General features: G+C 70.5%; 18 protein-coding genes and 1 pseudogene. 14 read left to right on the forward strand and 5 right to left on the reverse strand.

Translation table 11 applies throughout. The features are described from left to right. The first annotated feature begins 259 nt into the window (after positions 1 to 259). From OG214_RS07330 to OG214_RS07345, 4 genes are all read left to right on the forward strand, one after another. Positions 260 to 1,759, forward strand: coding sequence for a glycosyltransferase 87 family protein (locus OG214_RS07330; RefSeq protein WP_405984236.1), 1,500 nt, complete (start codon positions 260 to 262; stop codon positions 1,757 to 1,759). Continuing rightward, positions 1,756 to 3,213 carry a molybdopterin-dependent oxidoreductase gene (locus OG214_RS07335; RefSeq protein ID WP_405984237.1) on the forward strand — a complete coding sequence of 486 codons (1,458 nt, stop codon included), beginning with the start codon at positions 1,756 to 1,758 and terminating at the stop codon, positions 3,211 to 3,213. Before OG214_RS07330 ends, OG214_RS07335 begins: the two co-directional genes overlap by 4 nt. After that, positions 3,210 to 3,728 carry a hypothetical protein gene (locus OG214_RS07340; protein WP_405984238.1) on the forward strand — a complete coding sequence of 173 codons (519 nt, stop codon included), beginning with the start codon at positions 3,210 to 3,212 and terminating at the stop codon, positions 3,726 to 3,728. Before OG214_RS07335 ends, OG214_RS07340 begins: the two co-directional genes overlap by 4 nt. Before the next feature lie 138 nt (positions 3,729 to 3,866). Next, the gene (locus OG214_RS07345; protein WP_405984239.1) at positions 3,867 to 4,934 is read left to right on the forward strand and encodes an NAD-dependent epimerase/dehydratase family protein; all 1,068 of its coding nucleotides are present in this window, start codon (positions 3,867 to 3,869) and stop codon (positions 4,932 to 4,934) included. Positions 4,935 to 5,096: 162 nt separating this feature from the next. Here OG214_RS07345 and OG214_RS07350 read toward each other — a convergent pair whose 3' ends face one another. Next, the gene (locus tag OG214_RS07350) at positions 5,097 to 6,215 is read right to left on the reverse strand and encodes a sensor histidine kinase (protein WP_405984240.1); all 1,119 of its coding nucleotides are present in this window, start codon (positions 6,213 to 6,215) and stop codon (positions 5,097 to 5,099) included. Then, on the reverse strand, positions 6,212 to 7,027 hold the full coding sequence (locus tag OG214_RS07355) for a response regulator transcription factor (protein WP_405984241.1): 816 nt from the start codon (positions 7,025 to 7,027) through the stop codon (positions 6,212 to 6,214). Before OG214_RS07355 ends, OG214_RS07350 begins: the two co-directional genes overlap by 4 nt. 124 nt (positions 7,028 to 7,151) lie before the next feature. Between OG214_RS07355 and OG214_RS07360 the strand changes: the two genes are divergently transcribed. The 4 genes from OG214_RS07360 (at position 7,152) to OG214_RS07375 (ending at position 11,051) form a co-directional block, all read left to right on the forward strand. Continuing rightward, complete coding sequence (locus OG214_RS07360; protein WP_405984242.1) at positions 7,152 to 7,907, forward strand: glycosyltransferase family 2 protein; 756 nt, start codon at positions 7,152 to 7,154, stop codon at positions 7,905 to 7,907. After that, the gene (locus tag OG214_RS07365) at positions 7,904 to 8,572 is read left to right on the forward strand and encodes a DUF2064 domain-containing protein (RefSeq protein WP_405984243.1); all 669 of its coding nucleotides are present in this window, start codon (positions 7,904 to 7,906) and stop codon (positions 8,570 to 8,572) included. The genes OG214_RS07360 and OG214_RS07365 overlap by 4 nt, the downstream gene beginning before the upstream one ends. Further along, positions 8,569 to 9,306, forward strand: a complete 738-nt coding sequence (locus OG214_RS07370; protein ID WP_405984244.1) for a class I SAM-dependent methyltransferase — start codon at positions 8,569 to 8,571, stop codon at positions 9,304 to 9,306. Before OG214_RS07365 ends, OG214_RS07370 begins: the two co-directional genes overlap by 4 nt. 137 nt (positions 9,307 to 9,443) lie before the next feature. Then, the gene (locus tag OG214_RS07375; RefSeq protein ID WP_405984245.1) at positions 9,444 to 11,051 is read left to right on the forward strand and encodes a glycosyltransferase 87 family protein; all 1,608 of its coding nucleotides are present in this window, start codon (positions 9,444 to 9,446) and stop codon (positions 11,049 to 11,051) included. A gap of 233 nt (positions 11,052 to 11,284) precedes the next feature. Here OG214_RS07375 and OG214_RS07380 read toward each other — a convergent pair whose 3' ends face one another. Together OG214_RS07380 and OG214_RS07385 are read right to left on the reverse strand one after the other, a co-directional pair. After that, entirely contained in the window at positions 11,285 to 12,436 is a 1,152-nt protein-coding gene (locus tag OG214_RS07380; RefSeq protein WP_405984246.1) for a molybdopterin-dependent oxidoreductase, read from the reverse strand. A 388-nt stretch (positions 12,437 to 12,824) separates the two neighbouring features. Beyond that, positions 12,825 to 13,856: a hypothetical protein gene (locus OG214_RS07385; protein ID WP_405984247.1), complete on the reverse strand. Its 1,032-nt coding sequence runs from the start codon at positions 13,854 to 13,856 to the stop codon at positions 12,825 to 12,827. Positions 13,857 to 14,623: 767 nt separating this feature from the next. Here OG214_RS07385 and OG214_RS07390 point away from each other — a divergent pair. The 4 genes and pseudogenes from OG214_RS07390 (at position 14,624) to OG214_RS07405 (ending at position 18,900) form a co-directional block, all read left to right on the forward strand. Further along, positions 14,624 to 15,361 (forward strand): DUF4158 domain-containing protein, encoded by a 738-nt coding sequence (locus OG214_RS07390; protein ID WP_405984248.1) that lies wholly within the window; start codon positions 14,624 to 14,626, stop codon positions 15,359 to 15,361. Between the two features lie 114 nt (positions 15,362 to 15,475). Further along, positions 15,476 to 16,736: pseudogene (locus OG214_RS07395) on the forward strand (transposase). A gap of 105 nt (positions 16,737 to 16,841) precedes the next feature. After that, positions 16,842 to 17,579, forward strand: a complete 738-nt coding sequence (locus tag OG214_RS07400; protein ID WP_405984249.1) for a dienelactone hydrolase family protein — start codon at positions 16,842 to 16,844, stop codon at positions 17,577 to 17,579. A 319-nt stretch (positions 17,580 to 17,898) separates the two neighbouring features. Further along, positions 17,899 to 18,900, forward strand: a complete 1,002-nt coding sequence (locus OG214_RS07405) for a tyrosine-type recombinase/integrase (RefSeq protein ID WP_405984250.1) — start codon at positions 17,899 to 17,901, stop codon at positions 18,898 to 18,900. Between the two features lie 81 nt (positions 18,901 to 18,981). On the opposite strand, the gene OG214_RS07410 is transcribed toward OG214_RS07405, so the two are convergent. After that, the gene (locus OG214_RS07410; RefSeq protein ID WP_405984251.1) at positions 18,982 to 19,545 is read right to left on the reverse strand and encodes a dihydrofolate reductase family protein; all 564 of its coding nucleotides are present in this window, start codon (positions 19,543 to 19,545) and stop codon (positions 18,982 to 18,984) included. Positions 19,546 to 20,108: 563 nt separating this feature from the next. On the opposite strand from OG214_RS07410, the gene OG214_RS07415 reads away from it, so the two are divergent. Then, on the forward strand, positions 20,109 to 20,339 hold the full coding sequence (locus OG214_RS07415; RefSeq protein ID WP_405984252.1) for a hypothetical protein: 231 nt from the start codon (positions 20,109 to 20,111) through the stop codon (positions 20,337 to 20,339). A gap of 264 nt (positions 20,340 to 20,603) precedes the next feature. After that, positions 20,604 to 20,996: a hypothetical protein gene (locus OG214_RS07420; protein WP_405984253.1), complete on the forward strand. Its 393-nt coding sequence runs from the start codon at positions 20,604 to 20,606 to the stop codon at positions 20,994 to 20,996. Positions 20,997 to 21,094 lie beyond the last annotated feature (98 nt).

A 21,094-nucleotide genomic window follows, 5' to 3' on the forward strand; every position in this document is an offset into this window, starting at 1 on the left:
GCCCGTGACCGTCGTCCGTGAAGGAAACAGAGATTGGTGACCCCGTGCCTCTCCCGCCCAGGTATCGGAGGCGCGGCCGACGTTGCCCTGAGCTGTGGCGCCGGTACGGAACGGCCAGGGCCTCGTGGGTCGGTCTTCGGCTCATGACGGGCCATCACCGGATGACCACGCGCAACGCCCGGATGCCGAGGCCCTGCCGCCCCGGTCTCCGCCCGGTATCTCTCGCCCGTTGCCCGAATCCCCCTCCCGGCGGGCCGGCATGAGCACGCTCGCCCCGTTCGCCGGGCGGGCTCGCGCCGGCCGTTCCGGCGTCCGGACGGCCGGCACACTCGTACTGCTGGCCGGCGTCGTCACGGCGACCACCGTTTCGGTCCGCACCGGTGGAGTCCTCGCCCGCCCGGAACGCATCCTGCTCTGGTACGCGGTGGCCTGGGCCATGTTCGCCGCCGCCTGCTGGGCGGTGCGGGCGGTCCCGGTGCGGCGGGCGACGGCCGTCATCCTCGCGGGAAGCGCGGCCTTGGCTCTGACCGGCCTGGCCGGACCGCCCAGTACCAGCAGCGACATGTTCCGCTACGCCTGGGACGGCACCGTGCAGGCGGCGGGCATCTCCCCATACGCCTATCCGCCGGCCGCTCCGGAACTCACCCGGCTGCGCGACCCATGGCTCTTCCCTCCGGACTCCGCCTGTCAGGACCCCGCCACCGCCCTGCGTCTGGAGCTGCACACGTTTCCGGCGGCACAGGACGGACCTGGCGCCCAGCCGACGGAATGCACTCGCATCAACCGTCCACAGGCGCACACGATCTATCCCCCGGTAGCGGAGTGGTGGTTCTTCGCCGTCCACGAGTTGTCGCCCGCCGACGGGCGGCACAAGCCTTTCCAGGCCGCGGGCGCCGTACTCGCGTTCGCCACCACGGCCGCGCTGCTGGCCGTGCTGCGCCGCCGTGGCCGGGACCCCCGTACGGCGGCGCTCTGGGGCTGGTGCCCGGCGGTGCCGGTCGAGGCGGTCAACAACGCCCACGTCGACACCCTGGGGGTACTGCTCACCGTTCTGGCGCTGGGCGCCGTGGGGCCGGGCGGCCGACGCGGTGTTCTGCTGGGCGCCGCGACCGCGGTGAAGCTGCTGCCGGTCCTCGCGCTGCTCGGCTCCGTGGCGGGGCGGCGGTCCATGCTGCGGACCGTGGCTCCCGCGGTCGCCGCCTTCGTGCTCGTCTATCTGCCGTACGCGGCGGTCTCCGGGGGCCAGGTCCTGGGTTACCTGCCCGGCTATCTGAAGGAGGAGGGCTACGAGCCCGGCGACGTGCGCCGTTTCGCCCTGTTGCGGCTGCTGCTGCCCGATGTGGCGGCGGCACCCGTCGCCGCCACGCTCATCGCACTGACCGCGGTGTACGTCTGGCGGCGCGAAGACCCCGAGCAGCCGTGGCAGGGGGCCCTCCTGGTGACCGGCACCACGCTGACGTTGGTCTCGCCCGGCTACTCCTGGTACGCCCTGCTGGTCGTGGGCCTGGTCGCGCTCGACGGCCGAGCGGAGTGGCTCACCGTCCCCGCCGCCGGCGCGGTGCTCTATGTCGGAAACGCCGCCTTCCCTCAGATGCCGTTGCAGGCGTTGGCGTACGGCGCCGCCGCCCTTGTGGTCTGCGGCGCGGCCGCCCACCGCCACTGGCCGGGCCGGGGTCCGTCACCAGCGGCGGAAACCCTGACGCGCGTGCCTCAGGAAGCACGACCTGTCGAACGCAACCAAGAAAAGAGGCAACGATGACGGCTGACAGCCCATCGGCCGCCGAACGCCCGCAGTCGCCGCCCGACCCGCCCGGTCCGGGAGGGGAGCAGGCCGGCCGGCGGACCGGCGGCCCCGTCGCGGAAGGCTCCACGCGGGCACCGGAGTCTCCCCGCACCCGGCTGCGGGCCCGGCTGACGGGCGGGCCGCCGCCAGGGCCGTCCCGACCGGGATTCTGGCGCAGCCCGCTGCGGGGGCCATGGCTGACCTCGGTCCTCGGACTGGTCCTGCTCGTCGGCATCACGGTGCTCTTCGTGACCGGCCTGCTCTCCTACGCGGCCTACAACCCGAACCTGTCCCCGATCAACGACGAGACACCGGACAAAGGTGTGCTCGGCTTCTACCTCTTCGCCTGGCCGACCGGTCCGTCCTGGCTCTACCGGGTCACCCAGGGCGTCCATGTCACACTCGGCGTCGTCCTCGTCCCCGTACTGCTGGCCAAGCTGTGGTCCGTCATCCCGAAGCTGTTCACCTGGCCGCCCCTGCGCTCGCCCGGCCAGGCGTTGGAGCGGCTCTCCCTGCTGCTGCTCGTCGGGGGCGCCCTGTTCGAGTTCGCCACCGGCCTGCTGAACATCCAGCTTCACTACATCTTTCCGGGCTCCTTCTACACCCTCCATTTCTACGGTGCCTGGGTGTTCATCGGCGCGTTCGTCGTACATGTCGCCCTCCGTCTCCGCGTGGTGGCACGCGCGCTGCGGAGCCGGCGGCTGCGGACCGAGCTGCGCACCCCTCTCAGCGGCACCCGCCCCGAACCGCCCGACCGGACCGGCCTGGTCTCCCCGCTGCCCGCTCCGCCGACCATGTCCCGACGCGGCGCCCTCGGCACGGTGGGCCTCGCCTCCCTGGCGCTGCTGGTCGTGACGGCCGGTCAGAGCATCGGCGGCAGCCTGCGGCGGACGGCCCTGCTCGCTCCGCACGGCCGGAACCCCGGGCAGGGTCCCAGCGGCTTCCCGATCAACAAAACGGCCGCGGACGTCGGCATCCAGGCCGAGGACACGGGCGCCGGCTGGCGGCTCGTGGTGCGCGGCGGCACCCGCGAGGTCGTGCTCACCCGCGCCGAGACGCTCCGCCTGCCGCAGCACTCGGCCTGGCTGCCCATCGCCTGTGTGGAGGGGTGGTCCACCGAGGACCAGCACTGGAGCGGAGTGCGGCTGTCCGACCTCGCGGCTCTGGTGGGGTTGCGTGAGGACCTGCCCTCGGTCCGGGTCGACTCCCTGCAACGCGGCGGTTTCGGCTCCACGGTCCTGCGGGACAACCAGGTCCGCGATCCCCGCTCCCTGCTCGCGCTGCGCGTCAACGGCGCCGACCTGTCGCTCGACCACGGCTATCCGGCGCGGATCATCGTCCCCGCCAACCCGGGCGTCCACAACACCAAGTGGGTCACGAACCTCACCTTCGGAACGGCCTCGGCCACGGAGTCGGGAGCCGTCTCGTGAGGTATTTCCGTGCCCGTTACGGCGGCTCCCCGCTCCATCTGCTGCTGATCCTCTGCTCCTTCGCCCTGACGGCGTACGCCGGCGTCCGGTTGCTGGGAGCGAACGCCCTGGCCGTCGCCGTCTGGTTCGTGGGCGCCGCCCTGGTGCACGACCTGGTACTGCTGCCCCTTTACACCCTCCTCGACCGCGCGGTGCGGCGACTGCTGCCGGCGGGCGCCACCACCTCCGCGGATCGGGCTGCCGACCGGGCGGCCCTGATCAACCACGTCCGGGTCCCGGGCCTCGTCTCGCTGCTCCTGCTGCTCGTCTGGTACCCGCTGGTACTGCGCCGGGTTCCGGGATACGCGGCTGCGACAGGGCTGAGTCCCGATGTCTTCCTGGGCCACTGGCTGCTCGTCACCGCGGCCCTCTTCGCGGGCTCGGCCGTCTGGTACGTAGTGTCCCTCGCGCTCCGCGACCGGCCCGGTCCGCACAACGGTTCAAAGCCCGCGGCGCCCGGCGACCCGTCCGAGTGACCGGGCAGACCGGCGCTACCTCCATCCACCAACTACGGCGGAGGTACGGCTTCCGCTCGCGCGATGACAGGTGACGGAACTCTTACGTGCCGGTGCGGAAACCACGTTGTACGCGCGGAGTTCCGTAGCGTTCCCGACATGCGAGTACTTGTCACGGGAGGCGCGGGTTTCATCGGCGCCCACATTGTCATGGCGCTGAGGGAGCACGGGCATGAGTCCGTCGTTCTGGACGCGTTCCTGCCCACCTCTCATCCGGAGATCCCGGTTCTGACGGATACCTCGGTGGTGCGAGGGGACGTCCGGGACCCGGAGGCCGTACGTGCGGTCCTGCGCGGGGTCGACGCCGTATGCCATCAGGCGGCGATGGTGGGGCTGGGGCAGGACTTCGCGGACGCGCCCGCGTACGCCGCTTGCAACGACCTGGGTACCGCGGTGCTGCTCGCGGGGATGGCGGAGGCCGGGGTCGCGAGGCTCGTGCTGGCCGGGTCGATGGTCGTGTACGGGGAGGGCCGGTATGTGTGTCCGCGCCACGGGACCGTACGGCCCCGTCCGCGTGAGACCGCTGATCTCAAAGCGGGGCGGTTCGAAGTGCGCTGCCCTCGTTGCGGCGCCGGGCTCGTCCCCGGACTGGTCGGTGAGGACGCGCCCGTGGATCCGCGCAGTGTGTACGCGACGACGAAGCTGACGCAGGAGCACCTGGCAGCCGCGTGGGCGCGGAGTGTGGGGGGCCGGGCGGTGTCATTGCGCTATCACAACGTATACGGGCCGGGAATGCCCCGGGATACCCCGTACGCGGGGGTCGCGTCGTTCTTCCGGTCGGCGCTGGCACGTGGGGAGGCGCCACGGGTCTTCGAGGACGGCGCCCAGCGGCGCGACTTCGTGCATGTACGGGATGTGGCCGCGGCCAATCTCGTGACACTTGAGGCGGTCGCGGAACGGCCCGCCGGCTCGATGACCGTTTACAACACGGGCAGCGGCGAACCCCACACCATTCTGGAAATGGCGCGGGCTCTGGCCAGGGCCCACGGCGGACCGCCTCCGGTCGTGACGGGAGAGTTCCGGCTCGGCGACGTACGGCACATCACGGCCGACTCCACGCGATTGCGTGTGGAGTCGGGCTGGCGGCCACAGGTCGGCTTCGACGAAGGGATGGCCGAGTTCGCGCGGGCGCGCCAGCGTTCTTCCGCGGCGCCCCGAGGGGCTTGATACCCGGAATGTGAAACAGCGTGGCCCCTTTCCCGTACCTCGGCGGTGCAGGCGGCCGACGGTCGACGGCCTGAAGACTCGTCCGGTCCGGCCCGGTACGGTACGGTCCGGCCCGGCCCGGCCCGGTTCGCCGAGCGGCGCCGCGCAGTATGCGCCGCGCCTTCAGAGTGCGGGCGTCCGCAGGGGCAGGGTGACCTCGAAGCGGCAGCCGCCGCGCACGTTGCGTACCTCCGCGCGGCCGGCGTGGGCCTCGACGATGCCACGCACGATCGCGAGGCCCAGTCCGGCGCCGGCCGGAGGGGTCCGGGCGGCGCTGCCCCGCCAGCCGGTGTCGAAAACCCGCGCCAGATCCTCGTCCGGTATGCCGCCGCAGCTGTCCGTCACCGACAGGATGACGGCGTCGGCCTGGCGTTCGGCGGCGACGGCGACCGTGCCGTCGGCGGGGGTGTGGTGGATGGCGTTGACGAGGAGGTTGGCGAGGACCCGCGTCATCTCCTTGCCGTCCACCTCCACCGGCACGGGTTCGACTCCGTCACCGACCAGCCGCACCCCGCGTTCGTGAGCCAGCGGATGGACTCCGGAGAGGGCATCGCCCACGAGGTCGTAGACCGAGAGCCGGCTCGGGGTGAGGGTCAGGGTTCCGGCGTGGATCCGGGACAGTTCGAACAGGTCGTTGACCATGGAGTTGAGCCGGTCGACCTCGGCACCGATCTGCCGGTGGTAGCGGGCCGGGTTGTCGGCCACGCCGTCCGCCAGCGCCTCCGACATGGCCCGCAGCCCGGCCAGCGGTGTCCGCAGATCGTGGGAGATCCAGGCGACCAGCTCGCGGCGTGAGGTCTCCAGCGCCCGTTCCCTCTCGCGGGAGGCGGCCAGCTTGGCACTGGTGGCGGCAAGCTGCCGGGAAAGCGCGGCAAGTTCGGCGGTGGCCGGTCCCGCCGGGGCGGCGAAGCTTCCCTCATCACCGAAGTCACGTGCCGCGAGCGCGAGTTCATGACTGCGGGCCACCACCCAGCGGCCCAGCAGCAAGGCGGTTGCCAGCGAGACGACGGCAGCCATGGTCACCACGAGCGTAACGACGGTGAGGTCGTGCCCGGACAGGAACATCGCCTGGGCGACGGTGAGTGTTCCGGTCAGCATGGCGGCGACCGTGACGGCGGCCACCACGGTGAGGGACACGGTGACCGACCGATGGCGCACCAGGCGCAGGGCGACGGCGCCGAGGACTCCCGCGCAGGCGGCCCCCGCCAGGGCGAAGGCGGCGATCAGCAGCAGGTCCTTCACAGTGCCTCTCCCGCCCCTGGCCGGTCGTCGGACCCGGACCGGGGATCCTGCCCGGACCGGGAATCCTCTCCGTGCGGAGAGCCGGCACCGGGTCGAAGGGCGAAGCGGTAGCCGACGCCCCAGACCGTCTGGATGAGCCGCGGCCGGCCGGGATCGTCCTCGATCTTGGCGCGCAGCCGCCGCACATGGACCGTGACCGTCGACAGGTCTCCGAAGTCCCAGCCCCATACGTCCCGCATCAGATCCTCCCTGCCGTGTGCCCGGTCGGGGTGGCGCAAGAAGTGTGCGAGGAGATCGAACTCCCTCAGTGTGAGGGCGAGTTCCCGTCCGTCCTTGGAGGCACGGTGGGTGGCGGGGTCCAGGGTCAGCCCGGCACCGCGCAGCGCGGCCCCCGAACCGGTGGCCGCCTGGGCATCCGGTCCCCGGCCCGGACCCCGGCTGCGGCGCAGTACGGACTCGACACGCAGTACGAGCTCACGCGGGCTGAACGGCTTGGTCACGTAGTCGTCGGCGCCGAGTTCCAGTCCGGCGATCCGGTCCTCCTCGTCACCTCGTGCGGTGAGCATGACCACCGGCACCGGGCCCGTGGCGCGGAGTCTGCGGCATACCTCCAGCCCGTCCGGCCCCGGCAGCATCAGATCCAGGACGACCAGGTCCGGCCGGCGCCGAGCAACACTGTCGAGCGCGGCCCAGCCGTCGGCGGCGTGTTCCACCGCGAAGCCGGCCCGTTCCAGGTATCCGCTGACAACCTCGGCGACTGTCGGGTCATCGTCTACGACCAGGACGCGGCCCGGTGGGATCTCCATGCTCATGGCCCCAAGCGTCGCATCAGCCGGCCCGCCCGTTCCCGGCGGAACGGGGCGCGGAGAGCGATGTCCGTGTTTCGTAAGGAGTCGATGTCCGCTATGTCCGTGCGGAATTCCTACGGTGAGGACCGTGACCGTAGATCTCGTACTTCCCTGTCTGAACGAGGCCGAGGCCCTGCCCTGGGTGCTCGCCCGTGTTCCCGCCGGCTGGCGGGCCGTCGTGGTCGACAACGGATCCACCGACGGATCCGCCGAACTCGCGGCTGAACTCGGCGCCACCGTGGTGCACGAGTCCCGCCGCGGTTTCGGCGCGGCCTGCCACGCCGGGCTGCTGGCCGCCGAGGCCGACATCGTGTGTTTCTGCGACTGCGACGCCTCACTCGATCCCGGGCTGCTGACCGACTTCGTACGAATGGTCGCGGACGGTGGCGCCGATCTCGTGCTGGGGCGGCGCCGTCCCCAGGGGCGGGGTGCCTGGCCGGCGCATGCCCGCGCGGGGAATCTCGCGCTGGCCTGGATGCTGCGCCGGCGCACCGGTCTGCGGCTGCGCGACCTGGGTCCCATGCGGGCCGCGCGCCGCGAGGCACTGCTCGGCCTGGATCTGACCGACCGGCGCAGCGGCTATCCGCTCCAGATGGTGGTCCGCGCCGCCGACGCCGGGTGGCGGGTGCAAGAGGCTGACGTGCCGTACCTGCCCCGGACCGGGGAGTCCAAGGTCACCGGCACCTGGCGGGGCACCTGGCAGGCCGTGCACGACATGCGCCGGGTACTTGCCGAACCGGCCACCACCGAACCGGCCACCACCGAACCAGCCACCACCGGGCCGGGCGCCACCGGGCCGGCCACCACCGGGCCGGGCGCGGCCATGACGGGCGCCGGCCGGTGACCACGGTCCTCGTCATCGCCAAGGAACCCGTGCCTGGCCGGGTCAAGACCCGGCTCACCCCGCCCTTCAGCCCGGAGGAGGCCGCCGCGCTGGCCGAGGCCGCGCTCGCCGACACTCTGGCCACACTCGCCCGGACTCCGGCCACCCGGCGGGTGCTGGTGCTGGAAGGGCGGCCCGGACCCTGGCTGGTGCCGGGTTTCGAAGTGGTGCCCCAGAGTGCCGGCGGACTGGACGAGCGGCTCGCCGCCGCCTTCGCCCTGTGTTCGGGCCCGGCCCTGCTCATCGGGATGGACACCCCGCAGGTCACCACGCGTCTGCTGGCCCCCGCGCTCGCCCCGGACGCCTGGCGCGAGCATGACGCCTGGTTCGGGCCCGCCGTCGACGGAGGCTTCTGGGCGCTGGGACTCGCGGCACCGGACCCCGCGCTGCTGCGCGGGATACCGATGTCGGTGCCGGAGACGGGAGCCGCGCAGTACGCGCGGCTCGTCGCCGCCGGCCTACGGGTCGGGCGCATGGCGACGCTGCGGGATGTCGACACCGCCGAGGACGCGCGGCTGGTGGCCGCCGAGGCGGGCGGCGGCAGCTTTCACACCCTGCACACGCGGCTGGCTCCGCCCGCGCCCGCTCCCGCTCCCGCTCCCGGCAGCCGACCGGCACGCGCATGAGGGTACGAGGACCGCTGACGGCGGTGGTGGCTCCCGGCCGCGCCCTTGCGCCCCCGGCCGCCTGGTATCAGGATCCTTACTCCGACGCGCAGGATCCATACTCCGACGCGCTGCGCAGCGGCCGGGGCCCGCTCTATCTGCGGCGGGACGACGGCCGGTTGCTGTCCCTGGACGTGGAACGCTGGTGCGCCGCCCCCGATACCGCGGACCTGGGTGTGCTCGCCCGGTGCGAAGGTTCGGTCCTGGACGTCGGATGCGGCCCCGGTCGGCTGGTCGCCGCCCTCGCGGCACGGGGGCACCCGGCATTGGGCATCGATGTCAGCCCGGCGGCGGTGGCGCGCGCCAAGCTGTCGGGCGGACTCGCGCTGTGCCGATCGGTGTTCGAACCACTGCCCGGCGAGGGCCGCTGGGACACCACGCTGCTCATCGACGGCAACATCGGCATCGGCGGCGATCCCGTGGCCCTGCTGAGGCGTCTGGGGGAGATCACCGACCGGAAGGGGACCGTGATCGTCGAATCCCTCGCCCTGGACGTGGACGAGCGCTGTGAGGTGCGGCTCGACAACGGCCGGGGCGGACTCAGTACCTCCTTCTCCTGGGCACGAGTCGGCGCCCGCGCCCTGAACGGCCATGCCCAGGAGGCCGGCTGGGTCCGCCACCGTGAGTGGACGGAGGCGGGACGCGCCTTCATGGAACTCACACGGCGCCCCGGGCTGCTCCCACCGCGGCGCTGAGTGGCGGGCTCGGCTCACCCCGAGCCCGCCCTCCGGCCGGAGACCGGACTCCGGCAGGCGCGTCCAGGACCTTACGAAACACGGACGTCGTGCCCCGTGAGATCGGTTTCCCACGCTCCCGCTGCCACGCTGTGGCCATGCGCAGCCTCCGTACCACCGTCTCCGCCCTCCTGGTGGCAGCCCTGGCCGTCACACTCGTACTGACCGTGCGGAAGGACAGTTATCACACGGATCCGGTCGGGCTGTCCTGGTGGTACGCGGCCTCCTGGACCCTGTTCGCCGCGGCCGTCTGGAGCCTGCGCAAGGTGCCCGCGCGGCAGGCCGTGACACTGGTGCTGACCGGCGCGGTCGTGATCGCCGCCACCGGACTGGTGGCGGCTCCCCGTACGAGCACCGACTCCTTCCGCTACGCCTGGGACGGCAGAGTGCAGGCCGCCGGGATCTCCCCGTACGACCACGCCCCGGCAGACCCCGCGCTCACCCGCCTGCGCGACGAGTGGCTCTTCCCGCGCGGCGCCGCCTGCACCGGCCCGGACCGGACACCGGTGACAGAGAGGAGGTGTACCCGGATCAACCGCCCCCAGGTGCCCACCATCTACCCGCCCGTGGCCGAGGGCTACTTCCTGCTGGTCCACGAACTCTCACCGCCCGGCGTCCGCCACAAGGGCCTGCAGACCGGCGCGGCCCTGCTGTCCGTGATGACTTCCGGCGCTCTCCTGATGATCCTGCGGCGCCGCGGTGATCCGCGGAACGCCGCCTTCTGGGCCTGGTGTCCGGCGGTACCCGTCGAGGCCGTGAACAACGCCCATGTCGATGTACTCGCCGTCCTGCTGTCCGTCGCCGCGCTCGGCGTGGTCGTACGGCACCGGACGACGGGGGGCGCGCTGCTGGGCCTCGCGATCACGGCCAAGCTGCTGCCGGCCATCCTCCTGCCGGGAGCCCTGTCCGGTGTACGCCGCGGTCGCGATGCGGTGACCGTGACGCTGCCCGCCGCCGTGGCCGTGGGCCTGGTCTATCTGCCCTACGTCCTCGGCTCTCACGCGTCCGTCCTCGGCTATCTGGGCGGCTATGCCGAGGAGGAGGGATACGAGGACGCCTCGGCCCGCAGCCGTTACGCCCTGCTGCGTCTGCTGGTCCCCGACTCCTGGGCACTGCCGGTGGTCGGGGCCGTCATGCTCGCGGTGGTCGGATACGTGCTGCGCAGAGGTGACCCGGAACGCCCTTGGAGCGGGGCCCTGTCGGTGACCGGGACAGCGTTTCTGGTCATGACCCCCGGCTACTCCTGGTACGCACTGCTCCTGGTCGCGCTGGTCGCCCTCGACGGCCGCTGGGAGTGGCTCGGTGTCGCCGTCGCGGGCGCCGCCGCCTATGTCACCGGCCGGGCGCTGGGCGGCGAGACGGGTACGGTGGCCTACACACTGGCCGCGGTCGCGGTCCTGGCCGGATGGGTCGTACGCCGGCGGTGGGCCGGAACCGGCCAGGGCCCCGAGCGGAAACTGACGTGTGAAGAAGGGGTGGTATCAGCCGGACCGCTGCCCGCGCCGGCACCCGGGCCGACGCCGGCGCTGGCGCCGAGCCAGGAGAACGGCACAGGCCGTGCCGAGGCCGACGACGGCAACCGCGACAGACCAGTTGAGCAGGTAGTCGGAGGGAAGAACCGTGGGGTTGGACGGCGTTCCGGGCCGCAGCAGCGCGGGCAGGGCGATGAGAGTCAGCGAACCGACGGTCAGCAGACCGCCTCGTAGCGCCGGCAGTGCCGGCAGTGCCGACTGTATTGGCGAACGGTGAATGAGCAGTCCCACTGCCATAACGGCGGGCACGAGGAGGGCGTCGTGGAGGATCACACCGCCCGCGAGCCACAGGCCCACACCGAGGACGTCGCCCGTATCAGGTCGGGTCCGATCGTAGAACTCGTACCCTCCGAAGGCGATCGCGGCCAGTCCCGAGGAGAACAGCGCGGCGCGTAGCAGGAGCCTCTTCATACCAGCACCTCCAGACGTGTGACCCACTTGGTCTGGAGCACACCCGGCCTGTTGGGGGCGATGACGCGTGCCGGATATCCGTGATCGGGAGCGAGTACCTCACCGTTGAGACGCAGGGCGAGGAGGGTCAGGGTGTCACGGGTGTAGGCGCTGTCCATTTCCGTGACGCCGTATCCTCCCCGGGTCTGCAACGACACGACGCGCAGCCGTGCCCCGTCCTCGGCACCGGCGCGGGCCAGCAGGTCACAGACGCGCACTCCCTCCCAGCGGGCCGATTTCGACCAGCCCTCCACACACGCGATGGGCAGCTCCACGGAGTGCTGGGGCATCGAACGCAACTCGTCGAGTGTCAGTCCGTAAGGTCGTGGACCATCCACATGAAGTCGCCAGTCCCGCACCGCGGCGGCGGTGATCCCGGCAGCGCGGGCGGTCCGGTTGACGGGCAGACCCTGGGGCCCCACGTCAGGATCGCGAGGCGAGAGCAGCGCCAGATCCTTCAGCGGTGTGACGCTCTGACCGGCGGTCACAACGGTCACCGCACCCACCGCGGCGGCCAGCCCCCACAGCAGCGCCCGCCGGTCCGCGTCAGCGCTGTCAGGCGCCGGACGGCCGGCGCCGATGGCGGACGTCCGGGGAGCGCGTCGCCAGTGCTCGGCGATCGTGGGCGCCTTGACACCGAGATGGACCAGCAGCGAACCGGTGATCACCCAGGCCAGGGCCCAGTGCACCTGGCGGAAGCCGAACGGCCACGGATACCACTGCACGATGTTGAGCAGTCCGCTGAACAACTCCAGCAGTGTGGCCGCGACCAGCACAGCGATCGAGATCCGTTCCAGAGCGTGAGTCACCGAACGCACCGGCGGCCACTGGAAGAGGCTGGGGTAGACCGTCCACAACTTGACGAGCAGCAGGGGAACGGCCGCGACTCCGCTGATGATGTGCAGAGCTTGGGTAATGCGGTATCCGGATACGGGACGCGTCGGCAGATGTCCCGAAAGGAATGCCGGCGGTTCCTGCAGGAAATGGGAGACAACCCCCGTGAGAAAGCAGAGAAAGACGGCGATACCCAGGAGCCGGCCCACCACCGTGGCGGTTCGGGCGTCGTGCAACGGTCCCCGGAAACGGGGAAGCCAGGCTGGAGCGTTCATGACTCCATCCCAGTGCCCTCCCAGCGCTCTGAGAAGGCAAGACGGCATTACCGAAGTCTGACGGGCCACGCGCCGCTCCATAACTGTCCGGCACGGTGGCGTTCCGCACGGCTTCCCCTCTGTCGGCCAACCTGTCGCACGCCCGCCCCACAATGCGCCAAGCGCGCAGTCGAGGATTCGGTGAGGCGTTACGACCGCGGTCGGACGGCGACGACATCGGACAGCGCACCTGCCCGAAGCGCCACGCCGGGCCAACGTTGGCGGGGAGTAGTCGAGTTCGTCCGCCAGGGCGAGGGTCACGGAGTGTGTGTGGAGCGCATGCACCTGAGCGTACGAGTGACGCTGACGACATGTGCTCCACTTGAGCGCCTTGGCACTGGCCACACACTCAACCGGTCCGGTCGGCCTCCGCCAGATACGCCGCCAGCCGTGTGCCGTATGCCGGGTGGCCCGTGTCGGCGCGGGTGCGCAGCTCGTCGATCCGGCCGTGCTCGATGAGCAGGTCTGCCTGGGCCCCGGCCAACTTGTCGATGGCGAAGCGGCGATCGTGGTCGGTCATGGCGCGGTCCAAGACCCGGACGGCCTCGTCGATACGGCCCTGCGCGGCCAGCAGCGCGGCAAGCTGCTCATCCGCGGGCCCGCGAGCCTGCAGGACTCTGATCGCGTCCTCGGGGCGGCCCTGCTCGTCCAGGAGCCGTGCCACGTCGACAGAGGCCGTGGAGACCACGTCATACGGGTTGTGCGACCTGGACTCCAGGACGGTCAGGGCCTGATCGGCACGCCCCTGCTCCACCAGCAGTTTGATCAAAAAGTCGTAGGCATGCTGCTCGTTGGCGTCGACGCACTCCTGCATCACGGCGATCGCCTCGTCGACACGCCCCAGCCCGACCAGCGCGTGGGACACCACGAAGCCGTCGGCGTCGAGTGCCCGCAACTCCTCGATCCGGCCCTGCTCGGCGAGGATGCCCGTCACCAGCGTGCGGGCATAGCGACTTCTGCTGTCGCCGGCCATCGTCCGTACGTCCTCGACACGGCCCTGGAGGAGAAGCAAATGGACCAGCAGACTCTGTTCGGTGTGATCGCTCCCCTCCGAACGCGCCTGGAGGAAGGTGATGGCTTCCTCGATCCGGTCCTGCGCGCGGAGCAGTTCGATCAACTCGTCAAAGGCGTCCTTCTGACGGCTCTCCAGGCGTATCTTCATCACGGCGACCGCCGTTTCAAGGCCGTCCCGCCCGGCCATGGTGTCGGCCAGTGTGTCGGTCAGCAGGAGTTCCAGGCTCTTGTTCTCGGTGCCGGCAAGTGCCCGCACCTCCCCGATATCGCCCTGCTCGGCGTAGAGCTCCGCCAGCCGTACGCGGGCCAGGACCGTACCGGTGCGGGCGGCCGACCGCAGCTCCTCGATCCGGCCCTCGTCAAGCATCTCCTGAACCCACTGACGGGCCCACTCGTGATGGCCCGGCCGCTCAGGGAACCAGCGGCCCCAGTCGATGCTGCCCCGCCCGCCCCGCGCCCGCCCGGCCGTCCCCGCGACAGCCCGGCGATCCGACCCGTCTCCCGCGCCCGCCCCTAATTCGTCCATCCCCGAAGTCTCCGCCCGCCAACTGCTTTCCACCAGACCGCGCGACCCGGAACCCGATGCGTTCGAAGTCTCGCAATGCCGACGGAGAACCAGGCAACTTCCATACAGGAGGCGGCACTTGGCGCTCCCCCCATGTTGGGACGATCACACATCAGGCTGCCGGACGCGACCGCTTCGCGTCGCGCATTTTCCGCGGAGATCCACCGAAAGCTCGGACTCACCCTCGCCTACGACCCCGGGAAACAGAAAGTGCTGGCTGAGATGGATCTCAACAGCACTCTTCGGCAACCCATGGGCTACCGGTCGGTGTCCGAGGGGCGACACGCACCATACGTACACGCCGGTGTTGCGGGGCACCCTACGGCTCGCGTAAGCACAGTTTCGAGTCCCGGGCAGGGCACCAGACGGGTGTGAGAACGGGCGGGGGCACTCTCGGGGTGTGACCGAGATACGCGCCAAAGGGGCAACGAGATGATCTTGAAGCCCTGAGTGCCCGTCGCCCGTCACCCATTCGGCTCAGTGTCGTTGGTGGTGATGTCGAGCGTCTTCTGGGGCCTGGGGTGGGTTGTGACATCGATTGAACGGACCGCTTATCCGCGGAGATGGTGGTGGACTTCGTCCGGCGTGCGGTGGAGCTGCCGGAGCGCACGCTGCCGGTGTACCGGGCGGAGCGGACCGCCAAGCATCACCGGGGCTTGGTCCGCAAGCAGGCCGACGTGACGTACGACCAGGCCAAGGCCCGGCAGTTCGTCGAGCAGTCGATCCGCAAGGAAGCCGCGGCGAAGAACCGCCCGGCGGACCTCATCAACATCGCGCTGGAGAAGGTCGTGGAGGCCGGACTGGAGCTGCCGGGGTTCTCGACCTTCGACAAGATGGCCTCGAAAATCCGCACCGAGGTGAACGCCTCGATCCGTACGGGCGTCCACGACCGTATGAGCGGCGCTCAGCGGGCGGGGCTCACGCGGCTGCTGGATGAGCGCGACGGCGACGGGACGACGCTGTTCAACCGGCTGAAGAAGCCCGCCAAGGGCCCCGACCTGGTCGCACTTCAAGAACCTGACCAAGCGTCTGGAATGGCTGGACGAGCTGGGCGACACCGATGTGTGGATGGACGGAGTCGCCGCGGGGAAGGTCACCGATTTTACCGGAGAGGCGGACGCGGCGGATGCCTCGGAGCTGCGGGACTTCGTCCCCGTCAAGCGCGGGGCGAGAGCGCCGAGATCGACGCGAAGACCTTCAGCTGGCAGCTGGAGAACAAGCTGCGAAACGCCGCCGCGGCGGCGGACGCCGGGTACCGAAGAACGATGGCCTGGTCATCGATCCGGAGACGGGCGTCCCGTCGCTGAAGGCGTTCCGGGCTGACGGCCAGCGGCCCTCGGCGAAGCGGCTGGAGCAGGAGATCAAGGCGAGGATGCCGGAGCGTTCCCTGATGGGGGATCGTGGCCCGGACCGCGTACTGGGTGGAGTGGTGGCGCCGTTTCGGCCCGCCGTCGGGCAACGAGCCCAAGCTCACCGACCCCTTGGGCCGCTACGTGATCGTCACGTTCGTCAAGGGCACCAACATGGGCCCGTACGAGGCCGCCCGGCACATCCCCGGCGTGAGCGGGCACGAGCTGTCGTACGTCGCCAACAAGCACTTCTCGATCGTGCTGCTGAACGAGGCGGTCGCCGACCTGGTGAACGCGCACGCCCGCCTGGACATCTCGCAGGCGTGGGGCGACGGGACCGCCGTCGCGGCGGACGGCACCCACATGGACACCTACCTCGACAACCTGCTCTCCGAGACCAGCGGGAGGTATGGCAAGCCGGGCGGCATCGCCTACCACCGCGTCTCGGACACCTACATCCCGCTGTTCACGCACTTCATCCCGTGCGGCGTGTGGGAGGCCGTCTACATCATCGAGGGCCTGCTGAAGAACACCAGCGAGGTGCGGCCGACCACCGTGCACGCGGATACCCAAGGCCAGAGCTTCCCTGTGTTTGCGCTCGCCCACCTCCTGGGCTTCGACCTGATGCCCTGTTCGGCGAGCCGGCAAGCACGTCATCGACTTCGACCTGATCGAGTCCCAGTTCCGCGACCTGATGCGCGTGGCCGTCTCCGTACGCGAGGACACCATCTCCTCCTCAACACTGCTCAAGCGGCTGCGCTCCGGGTCACGGAAGAACGCCACCTACGCTGCCTTCCGCGAGGTTGGCCGCGTGATCCGCACCGTGCAGCTGCTGCGCTACCTCTCCGACGCGCCGCTGCGCCGACGGGTGACTGCGGCGACCAACAAGGTGGAGTCGTTCAACCGGTTCTCCCAGTGGATCGGCTTCGGCAACCGCGGCGTCATCGCCGACAACGACCCCATCGAGCAGGAGAAGGCGATGAAGTTCAACGCGCTGCTCACGAACGCCGTGATCTTCCACAACGCCCTGGACATAGCGGAGACCCTCCGCCAGCTGCTGGAGGAGGGATGGGAGATCGACCCGGAGGACCTGGCGCACATCTCGCCGTACCTGACCGAACACATCAACCGGTTCGGCGAGTACAGCACCCACGAACTCGGCATCCAGCCCGAGGCGTACGACCCGAAACTCGACGTCGACTTCACCCCGCTGCGCGAGCAGGACCTGACCCCCGCCAGCCTCGACCCCAAAATCCTGCTTCAAGGGTCAGCCTCCAACACCGTGGCCTGGGCAGGTGATCCGACAGCGCTGCCGTGGGGACGGGGTTTGTGACGGTTCTCGTGAGCCCTCGCCGTATTTCAGAGGGATACCCGCGCTGTTCTGCCAGCGGCAGAACACCAGCCGGACCGGGCTCGACGATCACTACGGTCCAGTCGCATGACGACGATTACAACGCGCACGGTCGAGTACCCGGCCGACGGTCTGACGATGATCGGGCACCTCGCGCTCCCGGCCGGCGCCGACCGCCGGCCCGCAGTGCTGCTCGGACCAGAGGGCCCGGGGCTCAGCGACGTCGAGCGCCGCCGGGCCGATGCTCTCGCCGAACTGGGATACGTAGCACTGGCCTTCGACCTTCACGGCGGGCGCTATTTGGGCGACCCCGAGGAGATGCTGGCCCGTTGCCTGCCGCTGCTCGCTGATCCCGATCGGATGCGGGGCATCGGCCATGCGGCGCTCGACGTGTTGCGCACCGAACCGCGGACCGACCCCGATCGGATCGCCGCCGTCGGCTACGGCACCGGGGGCGCCGTCGGGCTGGAACTCGGGCGCGACGGCGTCAGCCTACGCGCGATCGGCACAGTCAACGCACTGACCACGGGCCGACCGGGCGAGACGGCGCGCATCCGCTGCCCGGTGTGGGCCGGGGTCGGGTCGGAAGACCCGATCATGCCGCCCGCCCAACGGAACGCGTTCACCGCCGAGATGCAGGCCGCGGGCGTCGACTGGCGCCTCGCGGTCTACGGCGGCGCCTTGCACGCCTTCCACCACCCGCCGGTCGACCACCCCGTGGTCCCCGGCGTCGGCTACCACCCACAGCACGCGCGGCGAGCCTGGCGCGACGTCATCGACCTGCTCACCGAGTGCCTGCCCGCGACGGAGGACCTGGGGGCATGACCCAGGTAAGCATGCTGGCGCCGGGCCTAGTCGGCGTCGGGCACTGACAGTCCCCCCTCCCCCAAGTCCGCACAGCAGAACCGCATTCAGGCAGATGCTTGATTGCGGAGACGCGTTCGCAACTGCCGCGGTGAAGGCCGGATTTACTGCGGCGGAGTCCTTACGGTGATCACCGCGACCTGCGGCGGGGCATCCGGCCGCCGGGGCGAGGTGTACGCATTTACTGCGGCAGAGCCGGAGGGGCGGGACAGGTATGACGATCGAACCGGTGACCGAGCTCGGGAGCCGGCGCGCGCTTCGGTTGTCGCGCGCTCGGGTCGTGCCTCTGCCCGCCCCACCCGCGTCGTACACCGCGGCGGTCGAGCGGTACCTCACCGGCGCGGGCATCGCGAAGTCCTCCGCACGGATCTGCCGGATCTCGCTCACGGCATGGGGGTGGATGCTCGCCGGCGAACCCGCGCCGACCGGACCCGCCCGCCGGAGCGCGAAGCCGCCCCTCTTCCCCGTCACCGCAATCGACGACTCGGCGCTGCCGGGGGTGCTGGCCGAACTGGCGGCGGCGCGGGCGAACGAGATGGACGCCGACACCGTCAACCGGGAGCTATCCATCGCCCGCAAGGCGATCGGCTGGTGGCAGCGCCAGGGCTGGATCGAAGGCGACCCGACGATCGGCATCGAGCGGCGGCCGGCACCGCCGGACCGCACCAAGGCCCTGACGCAGAACCAGATCGCCGCCCTGTGGCGCCTCGACGTCGCCCTGCGGGAGAAGACGCAGCGGAAGATGCTCTACGAGTCCGCCGCACGGGCCGACAAGGTGCTGCGCCTCAACGTGGAAGACCTCTACCCGCAGGACAAGCGCGGCAGGATCACCGCCAAGGGCGGGGCGACGGAGTGGATTCACTGGCAGTCCGGCACCGCCCAGTTGCTGCCCTGCCTGATCGCCCGCCGGACCCGCGGCCCGCTGTTCCTCACCGACCGCAAGGCCCCGGCCGGAACGCCGACGCTCGACGTGTGCCCGGAGACCGGCCGGGCCCGGCTCTCCTACCGGCGGGCTGGGGAGATCTTCGAGGAGAACACCCGGCTGCTGGCCAACCCGCTCGCCTCACCCGAGGACATCGAGGACCTGGACGGCTGGACCCTGCACCGGCTCCGCCACAGCGCCCTGACCCACGACGCCGAGGACGGCACCTCTACCCCGATGCTACTGGCCCGCTCCCGCCACGCCTCCGTCCGCTCCCTGGAGCGATACGCCCGCCCCGGCGTCGACTCGGTCACCCGACACGTCGCCGAACGCGACCCCGCCGCACGTCGCCGCACGTAAATCCGAGCGGATCAGGGCTTCAAGATCATCCCGTTGCCCCTTTGGCGCGTATCTCGGTCACACCCCACCCAGGACGGGCGCTCAGCGCCTCGTCTCGTACCTGGTCAGGATCACGCCGCCGGGAAGTGTCCGCGTCTCCACCAGGTTCAGGTTCACCCAGCTGTCCAGCGCGGTGAAGAACGGCGTGCCGCCGCCCACCAGGACCGGATGGGCGGCGATCACGTACTCGTCGATCAGCCCGGCGCGCATGGCCGCCCCGGCGAGCGTCGCGCCGCCGATGTCCATCGGGCCGCCGTCCTCGGCCTTGAGCCGGGTGATCTCGGCGACCGCGTCGCCGGTGACCAGGCGGGTGTTCCAGTCGACCTTGTCGACCGTCGAGGAGAACACCACCTTCGACATGTCGCGCCAGCGGCGCGCGAACTCGATCTCCGCCGGGGTGGCGTTGGGCCGCTGGTCGCCGGTCGGCCAGTGGGAGCTCATCGTCTGCCACAGCTTGCGCCCGTACAGCGTCAGATCGGTCGCCTGCAACTGGTCGGACCAGAACTGGAACAGCTCGTCGCTCGGCACGCTCCAGCCGATGTCGTCGCCGGGCGCGGCGATGTAGCCGTCCAGGGTCAGGTTCATGCCGTAGATCAGTTTCCTCATGGCGCCAGCCTTCCGTCCGTGGGTGTCCGGCGTATAGACCAACGCGGCACGAAAAACTCATCGGTGCGCGATCTGGGCTCGCTGGTAGTCCTCGCGCTTGAGGCTCAGCGTGGTGTACTCGGCCGACACGGGCAAGCCGCCTGATCTCGACCTCGACCTCGCCCTCGCCCTCGCCCTCGCGAGGAAACGCCACGGATTTGAGACTGATCATGGGTGACAAGGCCGTGAGACAGCCAAGAACCCCCAGGTCACGCAAGATAGATATGACACGAGCGGCGAGACCCTACATGTCCGTCTGCGGCCGCAGCTCACGAACCATGGCGCGGGCGGCCCAGCACCGGCACAGCCTTTCAGTGCGCCCTGACAGTCAGAGCGGCTCCGCCGTAACTGAGAGAAGGCGAGGAATGAGCGATCAGCCCCCGCCTGACAGGCCCTCGGGTTCATCATCCCCACCGCGCTCCAGCGCAGCAGACGAAATCCCTTCATGGGGCCGCCGACTCACCGTGCCGTGCCCCGCATGCGCTCTGGCCACCCACCAGCACCGCACCCTCGATTTCGACGGTGTGAACACCTACCAACCCAACGCGGGTCCCGACCCAACCCGCATCGACGGCACCTCAGGCGAGCCGGGCTTCGAGAAAGCGTGGATCGCGCTCGTCCCCGGCAACTTCCCGGCGCGATACTTCGCCGACGAAGAGATGTACCACCTGGCCGGGGGAATCGCCTGGCCAGGCCCGCACCACCGCGACTCGGCAGCAAGGACAAAAAGGGTGATCCCGTCCTTGTCGCACTGATAACGGGCCCGCGCGCCGCGAGGATGCGCCGCCGGCGCACAACCGGACGAGCTGGCCCCGCCGCAGGTGCGGCCGCACGCGCGAGGCCGACTCGGCCCCACAGCCAGCCCTGCCCACCGCGCCACTCCCGCGACGCCCCCCGTTACCTTCTTCATCGCTCCGCAAAGGGGCTACCGGCCTTCGGGTCCGGCATGACTTCCCCCCTGTTACTGATGATCCGGGGGGGGTGGTGTCACCGGGCCCGGAGGCATCGACGGACCGCTGATGAGGGGCTTGAGCACCGGCCTGGTGGCGATGGTCTCGGGGCTCGCCACCCGGGCCGAGAGTAAGCAGCCCAGGCTGCTGCTCACCCAGGTGTACGTACCTTCTCTGGCCGACACGGAGGAGCAGGCCGCCGTTGCCACACGCAAGGACTTGCTCGCGTACGGCGAACTCGCCCGCGCCTCCTACTACCTGGAGCGCGGCGAACTGCGCCCCGGCCTCAAGGACGTCGCCGAGGTCCTTGAGGAGCTGGCCCACCTTGTGGGCAGGGTCGCAGCCGGGTACGTGTCGCGGGGTTCGGAGGCGGAGAGCTCGCTGCGGGTCGAGATGGAGCTGATCACCCACACCGCCGCCCGGGTTGGCAAGCTCGCCGACGAGGTGGAGGTCGCCGAGTGACGACCGCCGAGGAGTATGGGACCGTGCTGGAGCCGGTGAAGGTGTTCGACCCCGAGTTGGTCGAGAACAACGACGCCCCCGGAACTGGCGAGGTCGCC

This window comes from Streptomyces sp. NBC_00872 (assembly GCF_045161915.1).
In the GTDB taxonomy this organism is placed as follows: domain Bacteria; phylum Actinomycetota; class Actinomycetes; order Streptomycetales; family Streptomycetaceae; genus Streptomyces.